The following is a 24607-nucleotide window of genomic DNA, read 5'->3' on the forward strand; positions in this document are numbered from 1 at the left end:
CCAGACGCTTCGGCCCGCCTGCCGGAGTGCCTGTCCGGCCTGCCCCGCCAGCTGTGCCGCCTCGGCGGCGGCGCTCGCCGGCTGGCCGGTTCGCTCCGAGCCGCGCTTCTTCTCCCCGGACCGGTCGGCCGACGAGCCCTCGCCGGCGTCCGGCCCCGATCCGGCGGCACGCTCGGACTGCGCCTTCCCCTCCCGCCCGGCGCCGGACGACGGTGACGGCTCCGCCCGTCCGGCACTGGGCGGCTCGGTCCGTCCGGCACTGGGCGGCTCGGTCCGCCCGGCACTGGGCGGCTCGGTCCGCCCGGCACTGGGCGGCTCGGTCCGCCCGGCACTGGGCGGCTCGGTCCGCCCGGCATTGGGCGGCGGCTCGGTCCGCCCGGCACCGGGCGCCGGTGACGGCTTCGGCCGATCGCCGCTGGACGACGGTGGCGGTTCCGGGTGCCGGGCGCCGGCTGCCGGCGAGGGCTTCTCGCGATCGCCACCGGCCGCCGGTGGCGACTCCGTCCGGGCCGGGCGCTGGGGCGGTTCGGGTGCCTCGATCGGGCCGGACACCGCAGGGCCAGCCCGGTCGACCACCTCACCGGCCGCCGGCGCCGCCCGGTCGACCACCGCCGGAGCGGTGCGCCCGACCACCTCGCCGGCCGCGGCCACCGTACGTCCGGTCTGGTCCACCACCGGCGCGGCGACACGGTGCACGTCCTCCAGGGCGACCCCGGCCGAGCGGGCCAGCGCGTCGATCAGCTGCGGGTTGCGGTCGATGGTGGTCAGCGCCCGGTCCAGGATCTGCACCAGCTTCTCCAGCCGTACCTTGAGCAGCGCCTCGGCGCGCACCCCGGTGATGTCCAGCTCGACGCCCTCCAGGTGCACCCGGACTCCGGCGTCGAGCTGGAGCAGGTTGGCCAGCCGGGCACGCAGGGACAGGTCGGCGTCGAGCCCGTCCACCGTGAGCCGGATCTCGTCGACGGTCAGCTCCGGCACGTCGAGCAGGACGTCCGGCTCCGGGTCGCCGCCGGCCGGCGAGGTGGGCGGCTCGTAGCCGGGGTCCGGCACTGGTTCGGTGGCTCGGCTGTCGGTCATGCTCCCCGCTCTCCCATCGGTCCGGTCGGCGGCGCTTACCCGCTTTCCGGTACGGCATCCGTCGCGTCCGGCCATCGACGACACCCGTCCCGGCCGCACCTCCCGCGACCGCTGATCCCGCCGGATGCCGCTGTCGGGAACCGGAGTTCCCGGTGTCCGGAAGCGGGCGGTACGGAAGCTGCACACCGAGACATGAGCCGGTATGGTCCGGACCTATGGGACAGGAGATGGCCGATCCGGATGAGGTCCGGCAGGAATCCGACCGCTTCTCCCTCCGCAGCAGCCTGCTCGTCCCGGCGTCCGCCGAGCGGGCGTACGCCGTCTTCACCGGCGCGCTCGCCGACTGGTGGGTGCGTGAATACACCTGGTCCGGCCCGGATGCGCTCGCCGCGATCGGCATCGAGCCGCGGGCCGGCGGCATGCTCTACGAGATCGGCCCGTACGGCTTCCGCAACGACTGGGGCCGCGTGCTGACCTGGGATCCGCCTCGGCGCCTGGTCTTCACCTGGCAGATCGGCCCGGACCGGGTGCCGGTGCCGGATCCGGCGCGGGCCAGCGAGGTGGAGGTCCTGTTCCACGCCGACGGTGCGGAGCGGACCCGGGTGGACGTCGAGCACCGCTACTTCGACCGGCACGGCAGCGCGGCCGAGGGCTACCGCGAGGCGCTCACCGCGGGCTGGCACGAACTGCTCTGCCGCTATCTCGCAACGGTCGCCCGTACCGCCTGAGATCGGTCAGCCGGCGATACCGGGGGCCGCGCCGCCACCGGCCACGCCGGTGCCGCCCAGGTCGGCCCGGCGGCCGGCGTCCGCGCCGGAACCGAAGCCACCGCCCGCCAGCCGCCGTCGCGGGGCGGTGCGCAACCGGGGGTACGCCTCGGCGACGCGGCGCTGGACGCGATCGGAGCGGTCGGCGAGCACCAGTGCCGTGGAGGGTCCACCCGCCTCCGCCACCGCTTTGCTCTCGGCCGCGCGCAGTCGTTCCGCCACGACGTACGCGAACCCGGCCAGCCAGGTACGCCGGAACGCCGCCGGGTGGTCCCCGGCCGGTACGACGGCACCCGCGAGCCCGTGCGCGGCCTGCACCAGGAGCGAGGTGAACAGCAGCTCGACCCGTTCCAGGTCGCTGGCGAAGCCGAACAGGTGCATGACGAAGCCGTTGCCCTGCCGGCGGCGTACGCATCGGCAGCGCAGCGGTTCGGCGACCGCCGCGAGCAGGCCGGCCTTGTCCCGGGCGTACGGCGCGACCACCTCGACGGTCCGGTCACCGACCGGGTCGGCGGCCGGGTCGCGGGCGGCGAGCAGCGCCCGGTCGACGCCGTAGCGGGCGATCAGCTCGGTGGCCTTGGCCATGAAGGCGGCCGACTCGGCGGGTGTGCAGGCCGGGTCCTCTGCTTGGGCGAGCAGCTTGCGCACCTTGCTGAGCATCGCCTCGGACATGCACCCAGAGCTACCACAGGCGGGGTGCCGGGCCGCGCGCCGGGCTCAGTCCGAGCGGCTGCGCAGCGTGGCGATGGTCGAGCCGGCGAGCGTGAGGAGACAGTCGGGCAGCAACCCGTCGGCCGCGGCCGCCCCGAACAGCGCCTCGCCGGTGTCCGCGTCGTCGTTGGCGCAGGCGCTGACGAAGCGGGCCACCCAGCGGGTGTCGTAGTCGGCCTGGTCGATGCCGGGGAAGTCGAGGGCGGCGCCGCCGCCCGGGGTGTCGTCGCCGAGCATGGTGGCGGCGAGGCACCACGCCACTCCGTACGCCCCGGCGAGGCCGGAGCGGTCCACCACCGCGTCGAACGTGCCCACCACGCCGGCGCCGTCACCGGCGAGGGCGGAACGGAGCACGGCGGTCGCGTCGTCGTGCGTCTGCTGTGCTTCGTCGTTCACTCGCGGAACAGTATCGCCGGGGGTCAAGCGGTGACCAGGAAACGGCCCGTCGACCACGCAGAGTGATACCCGCAGTCGGGGTGCCGACGGAGCCGACTCCACAGTCCCGCATGCTGCGCGAGCACGCTAAGGTGCGCAGCGGACCTTCGCCGGAGGAAGGACGACCATGCTGAGAACACGCACGTCGCGCGCGGCCCTGTCCATGGCCTGCGCGGCGCTCCTGCTCGCCACGAGCGCCTGCGGGAGCGACGAGCCGGAGGAAACGCCTGCCACCCAGGTACGCCTCTACGGCACCGACGGCAACATGCTCAATTCGTACGCCACGGAACTCAAGGACCGGGCGGACCTGGTGAACGGGATGAAGGGCACCACGCCCCTCACTCCGCTGGCCGAGAGCTTCAAGGAACGACTACTCGCCGTAGACCCGAAGCTGGGTGACTTCCTCTACTCCGCCGAGTCGTACGACGCGGTCGTGATCAGCGCGCTGGCCGCCCAGCTCGCCGGTTCCACGGCGCCGGCCGAGATCGCCGAGCAGATCGTCGGGGTGACCACCGGCGGCGAGCGCTGCGACGAGGTGGCGGCCTGCCTCCAGCTCGCCCGCGCGGGCCGGGACATCGAGTACCGGGGTGTGTCGCTCACCCGTGCCGGGTTCACCGACAACGGCGAGCCGGCGACCGCGAGCTACGGCACCATGCACTTCGACAACCAGAAGATCGACGACAGCAAGACCGAGTTCGTCGGCGCCGGTGAGGAGTCCGGGGCGAGCACCAAGACGCCGCCGCGTGGTCGCAAGCTCCGGGACGGGAAGGCGAAGGACGCCCCGCTGGTCCTCGGCGGCCTGCTGCCGAAGACCGGTGACCTGGCGCTGGCGTACCCGCCGCTGGCCGCCGGCGCCGCGCTGGCGCTCCGGGAGGTCAACGCCGCCGGTGGGGTGCTCGGCGAGCCGGTGAAGTGGATCGAGGGCGACGACGGCACCAATCCGGAGGTCGCCAAGGCCACCGTCGCCTCGCACGTCACCAAGGGCGTCCAGGTCATCATCGGCGCGGGCGGCTCCGGCATCTCGCGGGCCGTGCTGCCGGACGTGGTGGCCGCCGGGCGGATCCTGTTCTCCCCGTCGAACACCGACGCGGGGCTGAGCGCTGTGGAGGACAAGGGCCTCTACTTCCGTACCGCCCCGCCGGACAGCCTCCAGGGTCGCGCGCTGGCCGACGTGATGCTCCGGGACGGGCCGCGCAAGATCGCGATCCTGGCCCGTAAGGACTCCTATGGCGAGGGCCTCCAGGAGAACGTCCGCTCGGAGTTGGAGAAGGCCGGTATCGGTGCGGACCGGATCAAGCTGCTGACCTACGAGCCGCCGGCCGACCCGAAGACGCCTGTCGACTTCACCGGCACCGCCAAGGAGATCAAGGCGTTCGGACCGGAGGCGCTGCTGCTCATCGGCTTCGCCGAGTCCGCGCCGGCGATCACCGCGCTCGACGACGCGGGAGTCGACATCAAGCGCTGAGCCGCACCGACGCGAAGGGCCGCACCGGAAGACACCGGTGCGGCCCTCGTCGTCTCTCGCGGGCTCAGCGCGCCCGGCGCCGGTCCAGGAACTCGGTCATCCGCCGGTGCTTCTCCTCGTCCTCGAAGAGCACCGCCTGGCTGAGCAGGTCGAGCTGCGGGTGCGCGGCCGCCGGGGCGTCCACCGCCATCTTGGTCAGCCGCAGCGCCAGCGCGGACCCCTTGGCCATCTCGTCGAGCAGGCCGTGCGCGGTGGGCAGCAGTTCGCCCGGATCGGCCACCACCCGGTTCACCAGCCCGATCCGCAGCGCCTCCTCGGCGTCCACCCGCCGGCCGGTGAACAGCAGTTCCTTGGCCCGGGCCTCACCGATCAGCGCCGGCAGCCGGTAGGTCGCGCCGGCGCCGGCCAGGATGCCCAGCCGCACCTCGGGCTGGCCGAACACCGCGCGGTCGGTGCACACCCGAAGATCGCAGGCGTACGCCAGCTCGGCGCCGCCACCCAGCGCCGGCCCGTCGACGGCGGCGACAGTGGGCATCGGCAGCGCCCGGATTCGGGCGAAGACGCCCTGGTTGATGGCGGCCAGCGCGTCCAGCCGGCCACGCTCGCGGAGCTGGGCGATGTCGGCGCCCCCGGCGAAGATGCCCGCCGTCCCGCCGGTGAGCAGCAGCAGCCGGGGACGCGCCTCCAGGTCGGCGCAGACCGCGTGCAGCTCGTCCACCAGGTCGGCGTCGATGGCGTTGCGCTTCTCCGGCCGGTCCAGCGTGACCACGAGCCGGTCGGGCGTCTCCTCGATCCGCAGCCCACTCATTTCTTCCGGCCGTCCTTCCACGTGTAGAAGCCCTGCCCCGACTTCTTGCCCAGCTTCCCGGCGGCCACCATCTCGACGAGCAGCGGCGGCGGCGCGAAACGGTCCCCGTACGCGGCCTGGAGCGTGCGCGCGATGTCGAGCCGCACGTCCAGCCCGACCAGGTCGGTCAGCTCCAGCGGGCCGATCGGGTGGCGGTAGCCGAGCACCATCGCCTTGTCGATGTCGGCCGGGCTCGCGACCTGGTCGGCCACCATCCGGATCGCCTCCAGGCCGAGCGTGACGCCGAGCCGGGAGGTGGCGAAGCCGGGCATGTCGCGTACGACGACAGGGTCCTTGCCCAGCCGGGCGGCGAGCGCGACGGCCGCCTCGGTGGTCTGCGGCGCGGTGGCCGGGCCGACCACGACCTCGAGCAGCGCCATCGCCCACACCGGATTGAAGAAGTGCAACCCGACGAAGTCGGCGGGACGGTCCAGCCCGGCGGCCAGTTCGGCGATCGGGATGCTGGACGTGTTGCTGCCCAGCAGCACCGGCCGGCGGCTCTCCGCCTCGCGCAGCACACCGCGCTTGAGGTCGAGCCGCTCGGGCACCGCCTCCACGATCACGTCGGCGCCCTCGGCCACCTCGGCGAGACCGGCCCGCAGCGTGACGCGGGCCCGGTTGGCGGTGGCGGCCTCCTCGGTCAGCTTGCCGCGCTGCACGCCGCGGTCCCACAGCTCGCCGAGCCGGCGGACGGCCTCGGCGCCCCGGGCGGGGTCGACCTCGACCAGTTCGACCGCGTACCCGGCGCCGGCCGCCACGTACGCGATGCCGAGGCCCATGGTGCCGGCCCCGACGACCACAAAACGACCACTCATCGATGTCCCCTCGCCGCGGCGGGGGCGCGCGGGGTCTCCGCCGCCGGGCCCGGCCGCTCGCTCGTTCCTGCATGCGACCCTATGCATGGCCGGGCCGCCGGGGATGCGTGGGGGCGGAGCGGACGGGGTAAGGACGGCCGTCAACGCCGAAGGAAGGAACGAGATGAGCCAGGCACCGGAGAGCGCGGAGAGCACCGAGACGGTCGAGACCCGCGGCGACGAGCGGGTGGACCTGCTCCGTGCGGACACCAACAACGACGGCAAGACCGACGTCTGGGTGGTGGACACCGACGGCGACGGCAAGGCCGACCTGTTCCAGTTCGACACCGACGGTGACGGCAAGGTGGACATCACCATGGTGGACATCGACGAGGACGGCACGCCGGACGAGGTGGTCGACGGCGACGGCGGGCTGCCCCCGGAGCAGACCACCCCCACCGTCCAGGTCTGAGTGGCGCGGGGGAGCCGCCGGGATCCGGCGGCTCCCCCGCTCACCGCAGCGTCAGCGTGGCGAGGTAGTAGGGGTGGTCGGTGTCGTCCACGTCGGTCAGTCGCCACTGTGAGCCGTGAATCAGCTCGGCGAACTCTTCGGGCGAGCAGACCAGGTAGTCGAACCACTCGGTGCCGAGCAGCCGGTAGCGCAGCCGCAGCCGCAGTTGCCCGCCGATCCGGCCCCGCCGGCGGTTGCGCTCGTGGTAGGCGGTGTGCACCGGGTCGGTGGTGCCGTACGGGTCGGTGCCGTGGGCGATCACCTGGGCGCCGGGGCGGGCGAGCGCGGCGAGCGCGGCGAGCATCGCCGGGGCGCGTTCCCGCCCCTCGAACAGTCCCAGGTTGTTGCCGAGCAGCAGGAACGTGTCGTACCGGCGGCCGTCGGCGGCGTGCTCGTCGACGGTGCCGTGCACCAGGTCGCGTACGCCCCGGTGGCGGCTGACCCGCAGCGCGCCGAGCGAGGTGTCCAGCCCGGTTACCGGCACGCCGCGGTCCTGGAGGTGCAGCGCGATCCGGCCGGCGCCGACGCCGACGTCGAGCACGTGCCCGCGTACCCGGTCCACGGCCCGGTGGTCGTGCGGCTGCCACCGCTGCGGCGGGTCCAGGTAGTGCCCCGCGGGCGCGCCGTTCACCAGCCCGTCGTCGCGTTCGATGATCTCGATGACCGGGCGGGGCAGGCGACCGCCGGCCATCGGGCGCGGTCCGATCCCGGTGGCGACCGCGTACGCGTCGCGGATCATCTCGCCGAACACGTCGCCGATCTCGGGTTCCCCGGTCATGTCCGCAACGCTATCCGGGGGTCGGCGGCGCCGTCGCCGCCGTATCCTTGGCGGCGTGACCGACCTGGACCGCCTGGCTGCGGAGAAGTACGTCCTGCTCACCACGTTCCGCAAGGACGGCCGGGAGGTGCCGACTCCGGTGTGGGCGGTACGCGACGGCGACGGGCTGGCGGTGTGGACGGTGGCCGACTCCGGCAAGGTGAAGCGCATCCGGCGCGACGGCCGGGTCACTGTGGCGCCGTGCGACGTGCGCGGCCGGCCGCACGGCGAGGCGGTGCCGGGCCACGCGACGATCGCCGACCCGGAGAGCACGAACCGGGTCCGGGGGCTGCTCAAGCAGAAGTACCGGCTGATCGGGCGGCTGAGCCTGCTGGGCAGCCGGCTGCGCCGGGGTGAGGGCGGCACCGTGGGTCTGCGGATCGTGCTGGACGGACCGACCCCCGGACGCGATTAAGGGCGGCGCCGCGACGGCACCGCCCCTGATCGGAACGCCGGAGAACGCCGGTTCGTCAGTCTCCCTGGCGCTGCTGAGGGATCTGCCCCTGCAGCAGGGCCCGAACCTCCGACTCGCGGTAGCGGCGGTGGCCGCCCAGGGTCCGGATGGCACTGAGCTTGCCAGCCTTCGCCCACCGGGTCACCGTCTTCGGGTCGACACGGAACATCGACGCCACCTCGGCCGGTGTGAGTAGCGGCTCAGGTTCGTGCGTTCGCGATGCCATCGGGGTCACTCCTCCACATGTATAGACATCGGCCGGGGTCCCGCCGGCCGACGCGTCTCCCATGGTCCGGCTAGTCCCCGATGTCCGACATGGGCCGAACGGCTGAAGGTCGCTAGACGGACGGATGAACCATGCCCGATTTTTACGACTTTTATGCCGCAGAAAGTACCTTATTCGGACTCATGATCACGGTTCGTGACGCATCAGCTACGAGACACTCTCGTGTCCAAGACCACTTAGCGGGGCAAACCGGGCGTCAGTTGCAGCGCTCCAGCAGCTGCACCGCGCGCCAGCGGGCGACCAGCTTGTCGTACGCGGCGGACGCCTCCTCGGCCTCACCCCGGCCCAGTCCGGACAGTCCGGTGGCCACCAGGTCGGTCGAGTCGTCGGCTTCGAGCGTCTCGTCCGGCAGCAGTTGCACCAGGCCGCCGTAGTCCAGCTCGACCACCGAACGCGGGTGGAACTCCTCCAGCCACCGGGCCGCCTCCTCGACCGCCTCGGTGATCGGCGCCTCGCCGATCGACTTGCGCAGCACCGACAGCGCCCGGGACGCCCGGCGGCGCGCCTTGGAGATCTCGGTGCGGTAGCGCAGCGCCCGCCGCTCCGGCTCGGTCACCAGGTGCCGCTCGCCGGCCTCGAACAGCACGAACCAGCGCAGCGGCACGCCCCAGGTGGCGATCTGCTCGTGCACCCGGGGCACCCCGTGCTCCAGCACCCGGGCACCGCTGCGCCAGTCCTCCACCACTGCCTTCGCCTGCCCGGCGAGCACCGGCGGCACGAACGCGTCGGCCAGCACCGGGGGCACGCCGTCACGGGCGCTCAGCGCCGCCTCGGCGACCCGGATACGGAGGTTCCAGGGACAGACCAGCAGCGCGTCGTCGGACTCCAGGACGTACGCCTCGTCGGGCAGGTCGGGCAGCCGGGTCCAGCCGGCGCCGAGTGCCTCGATCACCGCGGTCCGCTGTCGTACCGGCCCCTCCAGCGGAGCGACGGCGCGCCCCTCGCTGATGTACCGGCGCCAGTACGACTGCCGATCCCGGTCGAAGGCGGTGAGCGGCTCGTACACGCGCAGGTATGAAGCGAAGAGCGACGGCACGGCGCGATCCTCCCACGAGACGGGACCGCCCGTCGCCGCCCTCGGGCCCGTGGCGTGACATGCGCGACAGTACGGTTCGGGCCGATATTAGGCTCAACGACACCGGCAGCATCCCGCCGGCGTGCCACCAGGTTCCGCGCCCCACAAGGACGCACACCGACACAGGAGTCAGCCATGGGCGTATTCGCCAGTACCGACGACCCCGTCTCCACAGGGCATGAGCAGGTCGTGTTCTGCCAGGACAAGCAGTCCGGCCTGAAGGCGATCATCGGGATCTACTCCACCGCGCTGGGTCCTGCGCTCGGCGGAACCCGGTTCTACCCGTACGCCAGCGAGGCCGAGGCCGTCGCCGACGTGCTCGACCTCTCGCGCGGCATGGCCTACAAGAACGCCCTGGCGAACCTCGACCTCGGTGGCGGCAAGGCGGTCATCTGGGGTGACCCCGAGCAGCTCAAGAGCGAGGCGCTGCTGCGCGCGTACGGCCGCTTCGTCGAGTCGCTCAACGGCCGCTACTACACCGCCTGCGACGTGGGCACCTACGTGGCGGACATGGACGTGATCGCCCGTGAGACCCGCTACGTGACCGGCCGCAGCGTGGAGCACGGCGGCGCGGGCGACTCCTCGATCCTCACCGCCTGGGGTGTGTTCCAGGGCATGCGGGCCGCGGCCGAGCACGTCTGGGGCAGCCCGACGCTGGCCGGCCGCCGGGTCGGCGTGGCCGGGCTGGGCAAGGTCGGCAAGTACCTGACCGCCCACCTGCTCGACGACGGCGCCGAGGTCGTGGCGACCGACGTCAACCCGCGCGCCCGGGAGTGGGCGCGAACCACCCACCCGCAGGTCACCCTGGTCGACGACACCGAGGCGCTGGTGGCCTCCGACATCGACGTGTACGCCCCGTGCGCGCTCGGCGGCGCGCTGAACGACGACAGCGTGCCGGTGCTGCGGGCGAAGGTGGTCACCGGAGCGGCGAACAACCAGCTCGCCCACCCGGGCATCGAGAAGGTGCTCGCCGACCGGGGCATCCTCTACACGCCGGACTACGTGGTCAACGCCGGTGGCGTGATCCAGGTCGCCGACGAGATCGAGGGCTTCAACTTCGACCGCGCCAAGCTGCGCGCGACCCGGATCTTCGACACCACCCGGCAGATCCTCCAGCTCGCCGACGACGAGGGCGTCCCCCCGGCGGTCGCTGCCGACCGGCTCGCCGAGCGGCGGATGGCCGAGGTCGGCCGGCTGCGCACGATTCATCTGCGGTGAAGCTCACCTCCGGGGGCGGGGTGGCGGCTCCACCCCGGAGGCGGTGCGCGTTAAGCTGAGTTGCGGACTCTTTCGTGCCGGTATGTCCGGTGTCACGGCCAGCCCCGGGGCTTACCCCTTACCCGGTACACTTTGTGACGGCTGGACCACTGCGACGCGCAGGTCCGGTCGACGGTGACCCGAGGTGCCGAACGCCGGCATCCCCATGTACCGTAAGAGCCACGAGAGATGCCTGACGTCATCGGGGCCCGCCTTCGGGCTGCCCCGCATTCTGTGCGAGGGGGTCGAGCCATGGGGCGCGGCCGTGCTAAGGCCAAGCAGACGAAGGTGGCCCGGGAGTTGAAGTACCACTCCCCGAACACCGACCTAACCGCCTTGCAGCGCGAACTGGCGGGTAGTGGAAAGTCTGAGCACAACTTCGACGACGACTACAAAGAGTATGTCGACGACGATGACGAGGACCACGCAGACGACGACCCGGACACCTGGGCTCGTCCGACCCGCTGACCTCCGGTCGCATCTGAGCACGCGGTAACCCCCGCGTGCTCACGCATGTGCTCTGCTGAGCCGGCGTACGACCGACGATCAGGGACCTGCCGGCGCCCCGGGGTGCATGCTCCGACGCGCCGGCAGGTCCTTGATCGCGGAACCGGCCCTCAGCGCGGCCGGTTGTTCCAGTTGTAGAACGTCGGGATGTTCTCGAAGTGGTTCCACGCGCACACCGCGTTGGCGCCGTCGCCGCCCGACACCTCCGCCCGCAGCAGCCGTGCCGCCTCCGCCTCCCGAAGCAGAGCGGTAAGCCCCGCAGCCGCGTCCCGCACCCGGTCGGCGACCGCCTCCCGGTCGGTGTCACTGATGGTCTCGGGCATGCTCCAACACTCCCTCCAGTAGGCGGATCTTGCTGTTACGGCAGTGCTCGGTCTCCGTACCGTCGAAACGCCCCAGCTCGAAGTAGCGGTTGGCGGCGTGCCCGCCGCCACAGAACCCGAAGTACGCGCAGGACGCCCGGCACGCCTCCACGCCGGTGAGGAACTCACCCACCCACGGCGTACCGGCCGCGCCGGCGAGGATGTCGCGCAGCGGCGTGGTGAGCACGTTTCCGCTGGCGAAGTCGCCGTACCGGGCGTCGGTGAAGCCGGCCAGCTCCGGCGAGAGCACCACCACCGAGCCGTCGTGCCCGACCGTCGGGATCGGGTCGAGGCTCCGGGGCAGCAGGTCGTCGGCGGTGCCGGCCAGCACCGCGCCCGCGTACCGCAGCGACCACTCCACCTCACGCAGGTGGATCCGGGGATCCCGGCGCCACGCCGCCACCAGCTCCGCCCAGAACCCCGTGACAGCGCCCTCGTCGCGGGCGTTCGTCCGGGTGTTGACGCCCTCGGTCTCCTCGATGTTGACGCCGAGCACGTCGCAGCCCAGGTCGAGGAAGTAGTCGTACAGCTCGGTCGCCAGGCCCGGCTCCGGCCGCGAGACCACCGCGAGCGCCGAGAACGGCAGGTTGTGACGGCGCAGCGCCGCCACACCGGCCACGATCCGGTCGTACGCGGGACGCCCACCCCGCGTGACCCGCTCGCCGTTGCGCGCCCGCGGCCCGTCCACGCTGACGCTGACCCGGACCCGGTGCTCGGTGAAGAACGCGCACCAGGCGTCGTCGATCAGCGTGGCGTTGGTCTGCACGTGGTGCTCGACGTCGGGGCCGAACGGCGCCAGCAGCGCGGCCAGGTGCTCCCGGCCGGCCGCGAGCGGCTCCCCACCGTGCCAGACCACCGAGAAGCGACCGCCCGCCGCCCACTGGTTCACCGACGCCGCCACCGCCTCGGCGACGGCCACCGGCATCCGCCTGTCCACCGCCCGGAAAGGGAGGTAGCAGTATGCGCAGTCGAGGTTGCACAGCGTCGTGGGCTGCATCACCACGTACGACGGGACGGCGGCGATGCCCCGCATCCCTTCGGGCGTGCGCGCAGCCATCAGCACCTCCCCCGCCTGCCTGAAAACCGAACCTCCAGGCTAGGCCGCGGCGACCGTCCGGGTGAACCCCCGGTCATGTGCCCGGCCGATCGGCGCAGGGTGATCAGCCTCGGGTGTGCTGCCCGACCATCTGCACGTTGCCGGACCCCTCGATGATCTCGCCGGCCTGCCAGGCCTCCACGCCCCGGCCGGTCAGAGTGGCGAGCGCGCGGTCGGCGTCCTCGGCGGAGACGATCGCGAACATGCCGACGCCCATGTTGAACGTCGCCTCCATCTCCGGGTCCTCGATCCGGCCCTTGGACTGGATCAGGTCGAAGATCGGCTGCGGCTTCCAGGTGGAGCGGTTCACCACGGCGTCGACGGTCTCCGGCAGCACCCGGACCAGATTGCCGGGGATGCCGCCGCCGGTGACGTGGGCCAGCGCCCGCACCTCGGCCTCGGCGATCAGCTTCAGGCAGTCCTGCGCGTAGATCTTGGTCGGGGTGAGCAGCTCCTCGCCGAGCGTCCGCTGGCGGCCGAAGTCGTCGATCACCACGTCCAGCCGCATCCGGCCGGCGCCGAGCAGCACGTGCCGGACCAGGGAGTAGCCGTTGGAGTGCAGGCCGGACGAGCGCATGGCGATCACCACGTCGCCCACCTCGACCCGCTCCGGGCTGAGGATCTCGCTCTCCTCCACCACGCCGACGCCGGTGGCGGAGATGTCGTACTCGTCCGGGCGCAGCACGCCCGGGTGCTCGGCGGTCTCGCCACCCAGCAGGGCGCAGCCGGCGTACCGGCAGCCGTCCGCGATGCCGGCGCCGATCTCGGCGACCTTGTCCGGCACGACCTCGCCGGTGGCGATGTAGTCGAGCAGGAACAGCGGCTCGGCGCCGCAGGCCACCAGGTCGTCGACGACCATGGCGACCAGGTCGATGCCGACCGTGTCGTGGATGTCGAGCTGCTGGGCGATCACCAGCTTGGTGCCCACGCCGTCGGTCGAGGAGGCCAGGATCGGGTTCTTGTACTTCTTCGTGTCCAGCCGGAACAGGCCGGCGAAGCCGCCCAGGTCACCCATGACCTCGGGGCGCCGGGTCTCCTTGACCTTGGACTTGAGCAGCTCGACCGCGCGGTCGCCCGCCTCGATCGACACCCCGGCGTCGGCGTACGAGACCGAGCGTTTGCGCTGCGTCCGGCCGGACCCCGCCGACCAGGGCTGGCGGTCGCCGCCGGCGCCCGTCGGGCTGGATCCTGCGCCGCTGCGCTCGGACACGTGCGTCACGGTTCTCCCCTTTGTGGTTCCCGCGGGCCCGGAGCGGCCGGACCCGCGTCGGTGGTGCTACGGGTGGTGGGTCGGTGTGGCGACGAGCGGACCGGTCGGCCCGGCCGCCTCGGCGGCGACCCGGCGTCCCACTCCTTCGAGCACGTGCTTGCCGATCAGGTTCCCGGCCGGCAGTTCGATCGGGTACTCCCCATCGAAGCACGCCCGGCAGAGCCGGCTCTTCGGCTGCTCGGTCGCGGCGATGAGACCGGGCAGCGATACGTAACCGAGCGAGTCGGCGCCGATGGACCGCCGGATGCCCTCGTTGTCGAGCCCGTTCGCGAGCAGTTCGGCGCGGGTGGCGAAGTCGATGCCGTAGAAGCAGGGCCAGCTCACCGGCGGCGAGGAGATCCGGACGTGGACCTCCAGCGCGCCCGCCTCGCGCAGCAGCCGGACGATCGCCCGCTGGGTGGTGCCCCGCACGATCGAGTCGTCCACCACCACCAGGCGCTTGCCGCGTACGTTCTGCCGCAGCGGGTTCAGCTTCAGCCGGACACCGAGCGCGCGCAGCGTCTGCGAGGGCTGGATGAACGTGCGCCCGACGTACGGGTTCTTCATCAGGCCCTGGCCGTAGGTGATGCCTGATTCCTCGGCGTAACCGATCGCGGCCGGCGTGCCGGACTCCGGCACCGGGATCACCAGGTCGGCCTCGACCGGGTGCTCCTTGGCGAGCTGGCGGCCGATCTGCACCCGCGCGGCGTGCACGTTGCGGCCCGCGATGGTGGCGTCCGGCCGGGCGATGTACACGTACTCGAAGAGACAGCCCTTGGGCTCGGGCGAGGCGAACCGGCTGGAACGTAGCCCGTTCTCGTCGATGGCGATCAGCTCGCCCGGCTCGACCTCGCGGACCACGCTCGCGCCGACGATGTCCAGCGCGGCGGTCTCGCTCGCCACCACCCAGCCGCGTTCGAGCCGGCCGAGCACCAGCGGGCGTACGCCGTGCGCGTCACGCGCCGCGTAGAGGGTCGACTCGTCCATGAAGACGAAGCTGAACGCGCCGCGCAGCTGCGGCAGCACCTCCAGCGCGGCCGCCTCGACCGACAGGTCGGGCCGGCTGGCCAGCAGCATGGTGACCAGCGAGGTGTCGTTCGTCGAGCCGTCGGAGTCGAGCCCTCGCACCGCGGCCTCGCGCTGCAACTCGGCGGTGTTGACCAGGTTGCCGTTGTGCGCCAGCGCGATGGTGGTGCCGGCGCTCGTGGCCCGGATGGTCGGCTGGGCGTTCTCCCAGGTCGAGCCGCCGGTGGTCGAGTAGCGCGCGTGCCCGATCGCGACGTGCCCGCGCAGGCTCGCCAGTGTCGGCTCGTCGAACACCTGGGCGACCAGGCCGAGATCCTTGTAGACCACGACACCGGAGCCGTCGCTCACCGCGATGCCCGCGGCCTCCTGACCGCGGTGCTGGAGGGCGTAGAGCCCGAAGTAGGTGAGGTTCGCGACCTCTTCACCCGGCGCCCAGACGCCGAAGACGCCGCACGCGTCCTGGGGGCCGGGTCGCTGGGGGTCAAGGTCGTGGCTCAGCCGGCCATCGCCTCGGGGCACCTGCCGCTCCCTCGCAGTGGGGTCTGGACTGGCCTGGCGGAGTCAGGGGGGCAGCTCCGCACGCATGGGCCGGGACCGTCGTCGGCTCTCAGTGTACGCGACCAGCAGTCGACACCGACAGTCACGAAGCGTTCGCTCCGAGTGAGAGGAGTTTGCGCTGCTTGACGCCTAAATCGGGAGGTACGGGGAGAGGTCAGCCCGGTTTCCGGAAACCCGGATGCGACCCTCAGTGACCGTTTCCGCCCACCCCTGGCGCCCGGTGGCGACCGCCAACCAGGTCGGCGGATCCATCTCCACCACGTTCGGCGGCGTGCCGCGGGTGTGTCGTGGACCACTCACGCACTGGACCGCACCGTAGGGTGGTACGCGCACCTCCACCGATCGGCCGGGGGCGCGATCCGCGAGGGCAGCCAAGAGCGTCCGGACCGCCTCCCGGAGCACCGGCCGTTCGGGCGTACGCCCCTCGTCCAGCGCCACCAGCGCGGCGAGTACCGCTTCGGAATAAGCGTGCGGAGAGGACACGACGGGACGATACGACCCGGCAGAAGGCCGCCCGACGGCGGCCCTGGGTAGAGATGATCCGGTCAGACAAGGCATAGTTGCCGACGGCGTTATTCGTACCGTGAGTGATCAACCTCGGCCTAGCGGCCGGCGGGGAGATCAGACCCGGAAGGCGGTGGACGTGTCAACACACCGACGTGCCTGGAAGCAGCGGGCCGGTGTGGTCGTAGCGCTGGTCTTCGGCGCCCTGCTCACCGTCCCCGCAGCTCCCGCCTTCGCCGCCAACATCATCACGGCGGACAACTCGGTCACGATCGACGCCGGTCGGAGTGGCAGTGTCAACGTGCTCGTCCGCCTCGGCGCGGACGAGACGTCTGCCGACATCGACGTGACCGGCCTGCCAGACGGGGTCACCTGCGGAAATTGCGGTCCTGTCGACTTCGGGGGCCAGCAGACGAAGGCAGTGAGTCTCAGCCTGTCGGCAGCCCCCAATGCGCCGGCCGCGAACGGTTCGCAGGCGAGAATCACGGTAACTGGTGACGGCGGCCGTCAACTGCGCGTCACCGTCCGGGCTGCTGCCCCGCCCACGCCGCAGCAGCCGCAGACCGTCAAGACGGTGTCCGGCAAGGTGGTCAACGCCGAGGGCGAGCCGATCTCCGGCGCCCTCGTCATGCTCCGCGACAGCGCGGGCAAGGAACGCCGCACCAACACCAGCGGCAACGGCAACTTCAGCTTCAGCGGCTCCGAGTCCAACCCGATCGCGCCCGGCCGGATCGACCTCGGCGCCTCCACCGACGGCGCCTCGCCCGTCGCCCGGTCGATCAACGCGAACGCCGGCCAGTCGGTGACCGGCGTCCGGCTCAGCATCCAGGTGAAGGCGTCGGCGAGCCCGAGCGCCACCCCGTCGGCGAGTGAGTCCGCGCCGCCGTCCGAGGAGCCGCTCGACGAGGAGGCGACCGACACCCCGTCGGCCGAGGCGCCCGCCGCGCAGCAGCCGGCCGCGAACGAGGACTCCGGCGGCTTCGGCTCCTGGCTGCTCATCCTGCTCGGCGGCCTCTTCGTCGCCGTCGGCGTGGGCACCATCGTGCTGCTCTACATGCGCCGCAAGAACGAGGGCGACGACGGCGACGGCGACGGTCCGGGTGGGCCGACCGGTCCGGGTGGCCCCGGTGGCGCCGCTGCGGCCGGCGCGATCCCGGCAGCCCGGGGCGCGTACCACGGCACCGACGACCAGACCCGGGTGGTGAACGGCATGGGTGCCGGGCCGTCCGCGACGAAGGTCGGCGGCCCCTCGATCAGCGACGCCCCCACCATGCTCCAGCGGCCGGTGGTGGACGATGTCCCGCCGGATCCGTACGGCGCCCCGCCCGGCGCGTCCTACGGCGTCGGCGGTGGCCAGGGCGGCTACGGCTACGGCGACGACGCACCGGGCCAGGGCGGCTACGGCGGCGCAGGTGGCTACGGCAACGCGCCCTCCTCGGGCGGCGGCTACGGCAACGGCCCCTCCTCCGGTGCCGGCTACGGCAACCCGGACTACGCCGCCGGTGCCGCGGCGGCCGGCGCGGCCGGTTACGCGGCCCAGGGCGGCTACGGCAACGAGCGCTTCGACGAGCCCACCGGCCGCTACACCGGTGACAGCAACCAGTACGCGCCGGCGGCCGACCCGTACCCGACCAGCACCTACCAGCCGGAGCAGGACCGCGGCTACGACCAGGCCGGCTCGGCCTCGTACGGCCGCGGCCCGGAGCAGGGCGACGGTTACGGCGCGGCCGGTGGCTACGGCGCCGCGTCGGGCGGTTACGACAGCGGCGCCACCGGCGGCTACGACAACGGCCGTCAGCAGGGCGGCTACGGCGAGCCCACAGGCGCCTACGGCAACGCCGCGACCGGCGGATACGGCGACGCCCCGGCGTACGGCGGCGGCCGGACGGCGGCCGGCTACGGCGACGCGCCGACCGGCGGGTACGACAACCCCCCCGCGGGTGGCTACGGCGACGCCCCGGCCGGCGGCTACGACAGCGGCCGCCAGCAGGGCGGGTACGGCGACGCCCCCGCGGGTGGCTACGACAAGGGCGCCGGCGGCTACGGCGACGCCCCGGCCGGCGGCTACGACAGCGGCCGTCAGCCGGGCGGGTACGGCGACGCCCCCGCGGGCGGCTACGGCAACGCCGCCGGCGGTTACGACGGCGGTCACCAGTCCGGTGGCTACGGTCAGCAGGGCGGCGGGTACGGCGACGGCTACGGTCAGGACCCGCAGGGCGGTTACGGCCACCAGCAGGGCGGCTACGGTCAGGAGCCGCCGCAGCAGCGCGGGGGCGGCTACGACAACGCCTACCCCAACGACCCGGCGCAGGCGGGCCGTGCTCGCCCGGACGGGCAGGCGGACCGTGGCGGGCGACGCCTCGACTGGCTGGACGACTGACCCGCACCAGATGTGAGAACTGTGGCCGCCCGCGGAAACCGGGCGGCCACAGTCGTCAGCTCGCCGAGATCACCAGGAGCGCGCCCGCGGGACGGGAGCGGAAGCGGTGCTCAGGCGGGGGCGAAGTAGCCCTGGCGGAGCACCGGCACCACGTCGGAGACACCGACCTCGGTCGCGACCGCGACGTCCTCGGCGAAGCCGCCCTCGGCGAGTTCCCGCCCGGAGACGCATCCTCGGACCGCCGCCGGCACGTCCGGTGTGCTCGCCAGCGCGGCGAGCGCCATCGCGGCCTCCACCGAGAGCCCGCCGGGCACCCCGGCGAGCGCGTCGAGCACACAGGCCGCACCGAGCTGGTCCTCCACGCACGGCCGGAGTGACCCGTCGGGCCAGCGCTCCCCGGCCGCCACCACGCCCACCGGGGCGTCCTTCGAGCCGTACCCCTCGGCGCGCAGCCAGCGCCCGACGGCGGGTGCGTTACGCAGGCACGCCGCGACCACCGGCACGCCGGTGGCGCTCGCGGCGGCGCTGATCGCCGAACCGTTCGGCGACGGCAGCACCAGGTCGGCGACGACCGGCGCGGCCCGCAGCGCCGCCGGGGACAGCGACCACGGGTGCTCCGCCGTCATCTTCCGGCGGCCCACAGCGGCCACGGCACCCACCCGGCGGGCGTAGTCGGCGGCCTGCTCACCCCACGGGAACGGGTGCACCCGCATGCCACGGCTCACCGCCACCTCCACGGCGGTGGTGAACGACAACACGTCCACCACCACCAGGGCGGCACAGACCCGGCCGAGTTCCGCCGCCCCGGTCAGTCCCCAGTCGAACCGGGCACCGGAGCCGGGTTGGGTGAAGACGGCCAAGGCCAGCGCCTCAGCGCTGACCCGGCGCCGGCTCACCGGAAGCCGGACCGTCGGACCCGTCGGCAGCCGCCGACTCGTCCTGGGCCGGAGTTCCGTCGACTGCCGGCGTCGCGTCGGCCGGCATCGCCTCGTCGGACGCCGCAGCGGGCGACTCGGGCTCCGCCTCGGCGGCGGGTGCGGACGCCTCGGCGTCGACCGGCGGGGTGTCCCGGCCGGCCTTGGCGATCGGCTCGGCGTCGACCTCGGCCGGGTCCACGCCGACCGGCTGCTCGGCCGTGGCCGGAAGCACAGTGGTCGTCCCGGTACGGGTCGCCTCCACCTCCACCCGGGCCGCCTCGGCCGCACCGAACAGGCGCGGGAGCGTACCGGTGTGCGCCTCACGCAGCTCGTCCAGGCCGATCCGGAACTGGCCGTGCACCTCCAGCGCGGAGGAGGCCGGGTCGGTGACGCCGACGAACTCCCACGGCACGCCCCGCTCGGCGCAGAGGGCGGTGAACGCCTTCTCGTGGCCGCGCGGCACCGACACCAGCACGCGACCGGCGGACTCGCTGAACAGGAAGACGAACGGCATCGAGCCACCGGCGAAGTGCTCCGGCACCACGACCCGGGCGCCCACGCCGCGGCGCAGGGCCGACTCGACCAGGCTCTGCGCCAGGCCGCCGTCGGACAGGTCGTGCGCGGAACTGAGGTGCCCGACCCGGGCCGCCTCGGCCAGCAGCTCGGCGAGCTGCCGCTCGCGGGCCAGGTCGACCTGCGGCGGGATGCCGCCGAGGTGCTCGTGGGTCACCCAGGCCCACTCCGAGCCGGACAGCTCGACGTGCGTCTCGCCCAGCAGGAACAGCTGGTCGTGGTCGCCGGACGGACGCGGAACGAAGCCCATCGGCACCCGGTCGGCGACGTCGTCGAGCACGCCCAGCACGCCGACCACAGGGGTCGGGTGGATGGCCGCGGCGCCGGTCTGGTTGTAGAAGCTGACGTTGCCGCCGGTCACCGGGATGCCCAGCTCCAGGCAGCCGTCCGCCAGGCCGCGCACGGCCTCGGCGAACTGCCACATCACGCCCGGGTCCTCCGGCGAGCCGAAGTTCAGGCAGTTGGTCACCGCGATCGGCTTCGCGCCGGTCACCGCCACGTTCCGGTACGCCTCGGCCAGCGCCAGCTTCGTCCCGTGGTACGGGTCGAGGCGGGCGTACCGGCCGTTGCCGTCGACGGAGAGCGCGACACCGAGGCCGCTGCGCTCGTCGATCCGGATCACGCCGGAGTCCTCCGGCTGGGCGAGCACGGTGTTGCCGAGCACGTACCTGTCGTACTGCTCGGTGACCCAGGTCTTGTCGGCCAGGTTCGGCGACGCGATCATGCTCAGCACGGTCTCCCGGAGCGCCTCCGGGGTGCTCGGCCGGGGCAGCGTCTCGGCGCGGTCGGCCTGGAGCAGGATCAGGTCGGCCGGCTCGCGCATCGGCCGGGCGTACACCGGGCCGTCGTCGACGAGCGAGCCCGGCGGCACGTCCACCACGAGCTGGTCGCGCCAGGTGACGACCAGGCGGCCCGGCCGGCCGTCCGCCGACGGCGCGGTGACCTCGCCGATGGCGGTGGCCCAGACGCCCCACTTCTCGGCGGTCTTGAGCACCGCGTCGAGCTTGTCCGGCGAGACGACGAGCAGCATCCGCTCCTGGGACTCGCTGGCCAGGATCTCGTGCGGCTCCATCGAGGGCTCGCGCAGCGGCACGCGCTCCAGCCAGACCCGCATGCCGGTGCCGGCGGAGGCGGCGGTCTCGGTGAGCGCGCAGGTCAGGCCGGCGCCGCCGAGGTCCTGGATGCCGACGACCAGCTCGGCGTCGTACAGCTCCAGGCACGCCTCGATGAGCAGCTTCTCCATGAAGGGGTCGCCGACCTGTACGGACGGGCGGCGCTGCTCGCTGCCCTCGTCGAAGGTGGCGCTGGCGAGCACCGACACGCCGCCGATGCCGTCGCGGCCGGTCTTGGCGCCCATCAGCACCACGATGTTGCCGGGGCCGGTGGCGTCCTTCTTCTGGAGCCGGTCGACCGGCAGCACGCCCAGGCAGAGCGCGTTGACCAGCGGGTTGCCCTGGTAGCAGGGGTCGAAGACGACCTCGCCGCCGATGTTGGGCAGACCGAGGCAGTTGCCGTAGCCGCCGACGCCGGCAACCACGCCGGGCAGCACGCGGGCGGTGTCCGGGTGGTCGGCCGCGCCGAAGCGCAGCGGGTCCATCACGGCGACCGGGCGGGCGCCCATGGCGAGGATGTCGCGGACGATGCCGCCGACGCCGGTCGCCGCGCCCTGGTACGGCTCGACGAAGCTCGGGTGGTTGTGCGACTCGACCTTGAAGGTCACCGCCAGATCGTCGGAGACCTGGACCACGCCGGCGTTCTCGCCGATGCCGGCGAGCAGCCGGTCACTCGGCGGCGCCTTCTCGCCGAACTGGCGCAGGTGCACCTTGCTCGACTTGTAGGAGCAGTGCTCGCTCCACATGATCGAGTACATGGCCAGCTCGGCCTGGGTGGGCCGGCGGCCGAGGATGTGCCGGATCCGGTCGTACTCGTCGTCGCGGAGGCCCAGCTCAGCGTACGGCTGAAGCTCCTCCGGCGAGTCGGCGGCCCGGGGAACGGTGTCCACGCCCAGCGCCCAGTCGTCGGTCGGGCCGGCCTGCGGCACCACGCCCTGCGGCTCGCGCAGGGCCGGGTCCGGATGGGTGGTCATGACGTCTCCTTGCTGCGCTCGCCGCCGGTGCGGCGGGTGGGCCGACCGATGTTCCCGGCCACCATCACGCCGGCGCTCCCACCAGATGCTTGAGCACCGAGGTGAAGAAGCCGAGGCCGTCCAGGGAGGGGCCGGTGAGCGCCTCCACCGCGTGCTCGGGGTGCGGCATGATGCCGACGACGTTGCCGGCCTCGTTGGTGATCGCGGCGATGTCGCGCTGCGATCCGTTGGGGTTGCCGCCGACGTAGCGGGCGACGACGCGGCCCTCGCCCTCCAGCCGATCGAGCGTCGCGGGGTCGGCGACGTAGCAGCCCTCGCCGTTCTTGACCGGGATGAGCACCTCCTGGCCCGGCTGGAACGTGTTCGTCCAGGCGGTGCCGGTGCTCTCGATCCGCAGGACCTGGTCCCGGTTGCGGAAGTGCAGGTGCTGGTTGCGGGTGAGCGCGCCGGGCAGCAGGTGCGCCTCGCAGAGGATCTGGAAGCCGTTGCAGATGCCGAGCACCGGCAGGCCACCACGCGCGGCCTGGACGATCGTCTCCATCACCGGGGCGAACCGGGCGATGGCGCCGCAGCGCAGGTAGTCGCCGTAGGAGAAGCCACCGGGCAGGACGACCGCGTCCACGCCGTGCAGGTCCGGGTCGCCGTGCCAGAGCCGGACCGCCTCGGCGCCGGCGATCCGTACGGCCCGGGCCGCGTCCCCGTCGTCCAGGGAGCCGGGGAAGGTGACCACACCGACCCGGGCGGTCACGACTGCGCGCCCGCGGTCTCGTCGGCGGTGACCACGCGGACGGTGAAGTCCTCGATTACCGGGTTGGCCAGCAGCTTGTCGGCGATCTCCCGGGCCCGGTCCAGGTCCGGTTCGCCGGTGAACTCGATCTCGATCCGCCTGCCGATCCGAACCGAGGCGACGTCACTGACGCCGAGGCGGGGCAGCGCGTTTGCGACGGCCTGGCCCTGCGGATCGAGGATCTCGGGCTTGAGCATGACGTCGACTACGACGCGAGGCACGGGGCACTCCTGACTGTGTACGCAGTTGGGTGCCGGCCCAACAATCGGGCGAGCGCAGCCAGCCTACCTGGCAGATACCGCCCGGCCCGCACCGGCCGGGGGCAGTTCCGGCACCGATCGGCCCCGTCGGCGGCGCCGGACGGGCACCGTTGCCCGTTCGTTGCGGCGTCGATGCGAATTCGTTGCGCTCCGTGCTCGTGGGTGCCCCTCGGCAACACCTCCCAGCAGGCATTCTGCCGCGAAACACCCCACCTTGGACCGGTATCCGACAGCAGGCCCGCACGGCGCGCGGCGCGCGTCACGCCATCGGCGCGATTCGATCCGCATCTTGTGACAGAGGGCGGCGCGGCCGTAGCATGCATCGTCAGACGTCGATGAGTTAGATCGACGTCCCTCGCCGGCCCACCCCATCCGGCGGGTGTCACCCCCTGCCCGGCACCCCCGGGCGTCCGCGCAGAAGGAGCCCCGACATGCGCCTCCGTCCCCTGCTCGCCGTGCTGACCACCGCGCTGGCCGGCGTCCTGGCCACCGCCTCCGGTGCCACCGCCGCGCCGGCCGGCCCCCAGCCGATCATCGGCGGCGGCACCGTCTCGTCCGCGCCGTGGGCCGCGGCCGTCTTCAGCAACGGCTCGTTCACCTGCTCCGGCAGCGTGATCGCGCCCCAGTGGGTGCTCACCGCCCGGCACTGCGTCAGCGGCACCATGTCCGTGCGGGTCGGCAGCGTCTACTACGCCTCGGGCGGCGTGACCCGCACCGTGAGCGCCTCGTACACCCGCTACGACCTGGCCCTGCTGCGCCTGTCCAGCACGGTCAGCACCTCCGCCGTGTCGCTGGCCACCAGCAACCCGCCGGTCGGCTCCACCAACACCATCTACGGCTGGGGCATGACCTGCTACAGCGGCTGCGGCGCGTCGCCCCAGCTCAAGACCGCCACCGTTCAGGTGACCAGCACCAGCGTCACCGACGCGTACGGCGGCCAGGCGATCCGGAGCACCCGGATCAACGGCAACGCGTGGCGGGGCGACTCGGGCGGCCCGCAGTTCTACAACGGCCGGCAGGTCGGCGTCGCCTCCACCGCCAACGGCACCACCATCCAGAACTACGGCAGTGTCGCGTACAACCGGTCCTGGATCACCTCGACGGCCGGTGTCTGACGGTTGATGCCGATGCGGCGCGGATCGGCCGGGTGCGACCCGGCCGTCCGCGCCGCGCCGTTTTTCAGCATCCGATCAGCTGAACACGGCTCGCGAACCACCCGGCCGGGGACTGACAGCATCGGAAGCGTGCTGGTCGTGACGACGGATCAACTGCCCGGCTACGAGATCCGCCAGATCCTCGGCGAAGTGGTCTCCTCGATGGCGAGGACCCGCAACCCGTACCGCGAGGGGGTCAAGAACCTGCGCGGTGGCGCCTACGACCCGTTGGCGCCGGACAACCTGACGCGGTGGCGTACCGACTCGGTGGCCCGCCTCGGCGAGGAGGCGCGCCGCCTGGGCGCGAACGCGGTGATCGGCATGCGCTTCGACAGCCGCGACTGCGGCGAGATGTGGATGGAGATCTGCGCGTACGGCACAGCGGTGATCGTCGCGCCGAAGATGCCGGATGTCATGCCGCCGGACCAGCCGGCGATCGCGGCCGAGACCGCCCACGACCCGGAGATCGCCACCGCGCCCGGCGGCATCGCCGAACCCGCGAGCGCCCCCAACCTGAGCTCGGCGGCCGAAACCCCCACCGGCCCCTGACCCACCCTTGCATTGCCGCGTCGATCATGAAGTTGACGGCAGGAATGATCTCCCTGAGTGCCGCCAACTTCATGATCGACCAGAAAAGGTCAGAGGATGGGGG

The 24607-nt window shown here is 72.8% G+C and carries 26 protein-coding genes; 9 read left to right on the forward strand and 17 right to left on the reverse strand.

Features of this window, described 5'->3' with window-relative positions; all coding sequences use genetic code 11:
* A partial coding sequence (locus tag F8279_RS30665; RefSeq protein WP_225853343.1) for a hypothetical protein occupies positions 1-1077 on the reverse strand: 1077 nt, incomplete at its 3' end.
* Between the two features lie 215 nt (positions 1078-1292).
* Between F8279_RS30665 and F8279_RS20475 the strand changes: the two genes are divergently transcribed.
* Positions 1293-1805 (forward strand): SRPBCC family protein, encoded by a 513-nt coding sequence (locus F8279_RS20475; protein WP_192580734.1) that lies wholly within the window; start codon positions 1293-1295, stop codon positions 1803-1805.
* Positions 1806-1811: 6 nt separating this feature from the next.
* Here F8279_RS20475 and F8279_RS20480 read toward each other — a convergent pair whose 3' ends face one another.
* Complete coding sequence (locus F8279_RS20480) at positions 1812-2516, reverse strand: DUF2786 domain-containing protein (RefSeq protein WP_091414163.1); 705 nt, start codon at positions 2514-2516, stop codon at positions 1812-1814.
* Positions 2517-2561: 45 nt separating this feature from the next.
* Positions 2562-2951 carry a hypothetical protein gene (locus tag F8279_RS20485; protein ID WP_091414160.1) on the reverse strand — a complete coding sequence of 130 codons (390 nt, stop codon included), beginning with the start codon at positions 2949-2951 and terminating at the stop codon, positions 2562-2564.
* Positions 2952-3117: 166 nt separating this feature from the next.
* Here F8279_RS20485 and F8279_RS20490 point away from each other — a divergent pair, with 166 nt between their 5' ends.
* Positions 3118-4455, forward strand: coding sequence for an ABC transporter substrate-binding protein (locus F8279_RS20490; protein ID WP_091414158.1), 1338 nt, complete (start codon positions 3118-3120; stop codon positions 4453-4455).
* Between the two features lie 64 nt (positions 4456-4519).
* Here the strand turns inward: F8279_RS20490 and F8279_RS20495 are convergent, their stop codons facing one another.
* Positions 4520-5263: an enoyl-CoA hydratase/isomerase family protein gene (locus F8279_RS20495; RefSeq protein ID WP_151500783.1), complete on the reverse strand. Its 744-nt coding sequence runs from the start codon at positions 5261-5263 to the stop codon at positions 4520-4522.
* Positions 5260-6117: a 3-hydroxyacyl-CoA dehydrogenase family protein gene (locus tag F8279_RS20500; RefSeq protein WP_151500784.1), complete on the reverse strand. Its 858-nt coding sequence runs from the start codon at positions 6115-6117 to the stop codon at positions 5260-5262. The genes F8279_RS20495 and F8279_RS20500 overlap by 4 nt, the downstream gene beginning before the upstream one ends.
* 163 nt (positions 6118-6280) lie before the next feature.
* Between F8279_RS20500 and F8279_RS20505 the strand changes: the two genes are divergently transcribed.
* On the forward strand, positions 6281-6568 hold the full coding sequence (locus tag F8279_RS20505) for a hypothetical protein (RefSeq protein WP_013283434.1): 288 nt from the start codon (positions 6281-6283) through the stop codon (positions 6566-6568).
* A gap of 40 nt (positions 6569-6608) precedes the next feature.
* Here F8279_RS20505 and F8279_RS20510 read toward each other — a convergent pair whose 3' ends face one another.
* Positions 6609-7385, reverse strand: coding sequence for a bifunctional 2-polyprenyl-6-hydroxyphenol methylase/3-demethylubiquinol 3-O-methyltransferase UbiG (locus F8279_RS20510; protein ID WP_091414152.1), 777 nt, complete (start codon positions 7383-7385; stop codon positions 6609-6611).
* A 55-nt stretch (positions 7386-7440) separates the two neighbouring features.
* Here F8279_RS20510 and F8279_RS20515 point away from each other — a divergent pair, with 55 nt between their 5' ends.
* Positions 7441-7839: a PPOX class F420-dependent oxidoreductase gene (locus tag F8279_RS20515; protein WP_091414150.1), complete on the forward strand. Its 399-nt coding sequence runs from the start codon at positions 7441-7443 to the stop codon at positions 7837-7839.
* A gap of 55 nt (positions 7840-7894) precedes the next feature.
* Here F8279_RS20515 and F8279_RS20520 read toward each other — a convergent pair whose 3' ends face one another.
* Together F8279_RS20520 and F8279_RS20525 are read right to left on the reverse strand one after the other, a co-directional pair.
* Complete coding sequence (locus tag F8279_RS20520; RefSeq protein ID WP_007073996.1) at positions 7895-8104, reverse strand: BldC family transcriptional regulator; 210 nt, start codon at positions 8102-8104, stop codon at positions 7895-7897.
* Positions 8105-8360: 256 nt separating this feature from the next.
* Entirely contained in the window at positions 8361-9200 is an 840-nt protein-coding gene (locus tag F8279_RS20525; RefSeq protein WP_091414148.1) for a hypothetical protein, read from the reverse strand.
* 174 nt (positions 9201-9374) lie between these two features.
* Here F8279_RS20525 and F8279_RS20530 point away from each other — a divergent pair, with 174 nt between their 5' ends.
* Together F8279_RS20530 and F8279_RS20535 are read left to right on the forward strand one after the other, a co-directional pair.
* Positions 9375-10457, forward strand: coding sequence for a Glu/Leu/Phe/Val dehydrogenase (locus F8279_RS20530; protein ID WP_091414146.1), 1083 nt, complete (start codon positions 9375-9377; stop codon positions 10455-10457).
* Positions 10458-10748: 291 nt separating this feature from the next.
* Entirely contained in the window at positions 10749-10964 is a 216-nt protein-coding gene (locus F8279_RS20535) for a DUF3073 domain-containing protein (protein ID WP_013283429.1), read from the forward strand.
* A 149-nt stretch (positions 10965-11113) separates the two neighbouring features.
* On the opposite strand, the gene amcA is transcribed toward F8279_RS20535, so the two are convergent.
* The 5 genes from amcA to F8279_RS20560 form a co-directional block, all read right to left on the reverse strand.
* A complete protein-coding gene (gene amcA, locus F8279_RS20540; RefSeq protein WP_091414142.1) occupies positions 11114-11326 on the reverse strand; it encodes a multiple cyclophane-containing RiPP AmcA in 213 nt (70 codons plus the stop codon).
* The gene (gene amcB / locus F8279_RS20545; RefSeq protein WP_192580735.1) at positions 11307-12398 is read right to left on the reverse strand and encodes a cyclophane-forming radical SAM peptide maturase AmcB; all 1092 of its coding nucleotides are present in this window, start codon (positions 12396-12398) and stop codon (positions 11307-11309) included. The genes amcA and amcB overlap by 20 nt, the downstream gene beginning before the upstream one ends.
* A gap of 127 nt (positions 12399-12525) precedes the next feature.
* Entirely contained in the window at positions 12526-13680 is a 1155-nt protein-coding gene (gene purM, locus F8279_RS20550) for a phosphoribosylformylglycinamidine cyclo-ligase (RefSeq protein ID WP_091414140.1), read from the reverse strand.
* A gap of 57 nt (positions 13681-13737) precedes the next feature.
* On the reverse strand, positions 13738-15255 hold the full coding sequence (gene purF / locus F8279_RS20555) for an amidophosphoribosyltransferase (protein ID WP_091414138.1): 1518 nt from the start codon (positions 15253-15255) through the stop codon (positions 13738-13740).
* A 168-nt stretch (positions 15256-15423) separates the two neighbouring features.
* Positions 15424-15777 (reverse strand): sterol carrier family protein, encoded by a 354-nt coding sequence (locus tag F8279_RS20560; RefSeq protein ID WP_091414136.1) that lies wholly within the window; start codon positions 15775-15777, stop codon positions 15424-15426.
* 160 nt (positions 15778-15937) lie between these two features.
* Here F8279_RS20560 and F8279_RS20565 point away from each other — a divergent pair, with 160 nt between their 5' ends.
* Positions 15938-18178, forward strand: coding sequence for a carboxypeptidase-like regulatory domain-containing protein (locus tag F8279_RS20565; protein ID WP_151500786.1), 2241 nt, complete (start codon positions 15938-15940; stop codon positions 18176-18178).
* A 110-nt stretch (positions 18179-18288) separates the two neighbouring features.
* Here the strand turns inward: F8279_RS20565 and F8279_RS20570 are convergent, their stop codons facing one another.
* The 4 genes from F8279_RS20570 to purS all read right to left on the reverse strand — a co-directional run bounded on the left by F8279_RS20570 (position 18289) and on the right by purS (position 22762).
* Positions 18289-19038, reverse strand: a complete 750-nt coding sequence (locus F8279_RS20570; protein WP_151500787.1) for a 2-phosphosulfolactate phosphatase — start codon at positions 19036-19038, stop codon at positions 18289-18291.
* Positions 19039-19048: 10 nt separating this feature from the next.
* Positions 19049-21754 carry a phosphoribosylformylglycinamidine synthase subunit PurL gene (gene purL / locus F8279_RS20575; RefSeq protein ID WP_151500788.1) on the reverse strand — a complete coding sequence of 902 codons (2706 nt, stop codon included), beginning with the start codon at positions 21752-21754 and terminating at the stop codon, positions 19049-19051.
* A gap of 64 nt (positions 21755-21818) precedes the next feature.
* A complete protein-coding gene (gene purQ, locus F8279_RS20580) occupies positions 21819-22502 on the reverse strand; it encodes a phosphoribosylformylglycinamidine synthase subunit PurQ (RefSeq protein ID WP_091414132.1) in 684 nt (227 codons plus the stop codon).
* The gene (gene purS / locus F8279_RS20585; RefSeq protein WP_013473439.1) at positions 22499-22762 is read right to left on the reverse strand and encodes a phosphoribosylformylglycinamidine synthase subunit PurS; all 264 of its coding nucleotides are present in this window, start codon (positions 22760-22762) and stop codon (positions 22499-22501) included. Before purS ends, purQ begins: the two co-directional genes overlap by 4 nt.
* Before the next feature lie 470 nt (positions 22763-23232).
* On the opposite strand from purS, the gene F8279_RS20590 reads away from it, so the two are divergent.
* Together F8279_RS20590 and F8279_RS20595 are read left to right on the forward strand one after the other, a co-directional pair.
* Positions 23233-23916: a trypsin-like serine protease gene (locus tag F8279_RS20590; RefSeq protein WP_073826753.1), complete on the forward strand. Its 684-nt coding sequence runs from the start codon at positions 23233-23235 to the stop codon at positions 23914-23916.
* Between the two features lie 12 nt (positions 23917-23928).
* The gene (locus F8279_RS20595) at positions 23929-24504 is read left to right on the forward strand and encodes a YbjQ family protein (protein ID WP_175438590.1); all 576 of its coding nucleotides are present in this window, start codon (positions 23929-23931) and stop codon (positions 24502-24504) included.
* Positions 24505-24607: the final 103 nt, after the last annotated feature.

Origin of the sequence: Micromonospora sp. AMSO1212t (assembly GCF_008868145.1) — a bacterium.
GTDB classification, from domain to species: domain Bacteria; phylum Actinomycetota; class Actinomycetes; order Mycobacteriales; family Micromonosporaceae; genus Micromonospora; species Micromonospora tulbaghiae.

Bases quoted from the DNA above. Each gene is read 5' to 3' on its own strand.
- F8279_RS20475 (WP_192580734.1), top strand. From the start codon at position 1,293: ATGGGACAGGAGATGGCCGATCCGGATGAGGTCCGGCAGGAATCCGAC.
- F8279_RS20480 (WP_091414163.1), bottom strand. From the start codon at position 2,516: ATGTCCGAGGCGATGCTCAGCAAGGTGCGCAAGCTGCTCGCCCAAGCA.
- F8279_RS20490 (WP_091414158.1), top strand. From the start codon at position 3,118: ATGCTGAGAACACGCACGTCGCGCGCGGCCCTGTCCATGGCCTGCGCG.
- F8279_RS20495 (WP_151500783.1), bottom strand. From the start codon at position 5,263: ATGAGTGGGCTGCGGATCGAGGAGACGCCCGACCGGCTCGTGGTCACG.
- F8279_RS20500 (WP_151500784.1), bottom strand. From the start codon at position 6,117: ATGAGTGGTCGTTTTGTGGTCGTCGGGGCCGGCACCATGGGCCTCGGC.
- F8279_RS20505 (WP_013283434.1), top strand. From the start codon at position 6,281: ATGAGCCAGGCACCGGAGAGCGCGGAGAGCACCGAGACGGTCGAGACC.
- F8279_RS20510 (WP_091414152.1), bottom strand. From the start codon at position 7,385: ATGACCGGGGAACCCGAGATCGGCGACGTGTTCGGCGAGATGATCCGC.
- F8279_RS20520 (WP_007073996.1), bottom strand. From the start codon at position 8,104: ATGGCATCGCGAACGCACGAACCTGAGCCGCTACTCACACCGGCCGAG.
- F8279_RS20530 (WP_091414146.1), top strand. From the start codon at position 9,375: ATGGGCGTATTCGCCAGTACCGACGACCCCGTCTCCACAGGGCATGAG.
- F8279_RS20535 (WP_013283429.1), top strand. From the start codon at position 10,749: ATGGGGCGCGGCCGTGCTAAGGCCAAGCAGACGAAGGTGGCCCGGGAG.
- amcA (WP_091414142.1), bottom strand. From the start codon at position 11,326: ATGCCCGAGACCATCAGTGACACCGACCGGGAGGCGGTCGCCGACCGG.
- amcB (WP_192580735.1), bottom strand. From the start codon at position 12,398: ATGCGGGGCATCGCCGCCGTCCCGTCGTACGTGGTGATGCAGCCCACG.
- purL (WP_151500788.1), bottom strand. From the start codon at position 21,754: ATGACCACCCATCCGGACCCGGCCCTGCGCGAGCCGCAGGGCGTGGTG.
- F8279_RS20590 (WP_073826753.1), top strand. From the start codon at position 23,233: ATGCGCCTCCGTCCCCTGCTCGCCGTGCTGACCACCGCGCTGGCCGGC.
- F8279_RS20595 (WP_175438590.1), top strand. From the start codon at position 23,929: ATGCGGCGCGGATCGGCCGGGTGCGACCCGGCCGTCCGCGCCGCGCCG.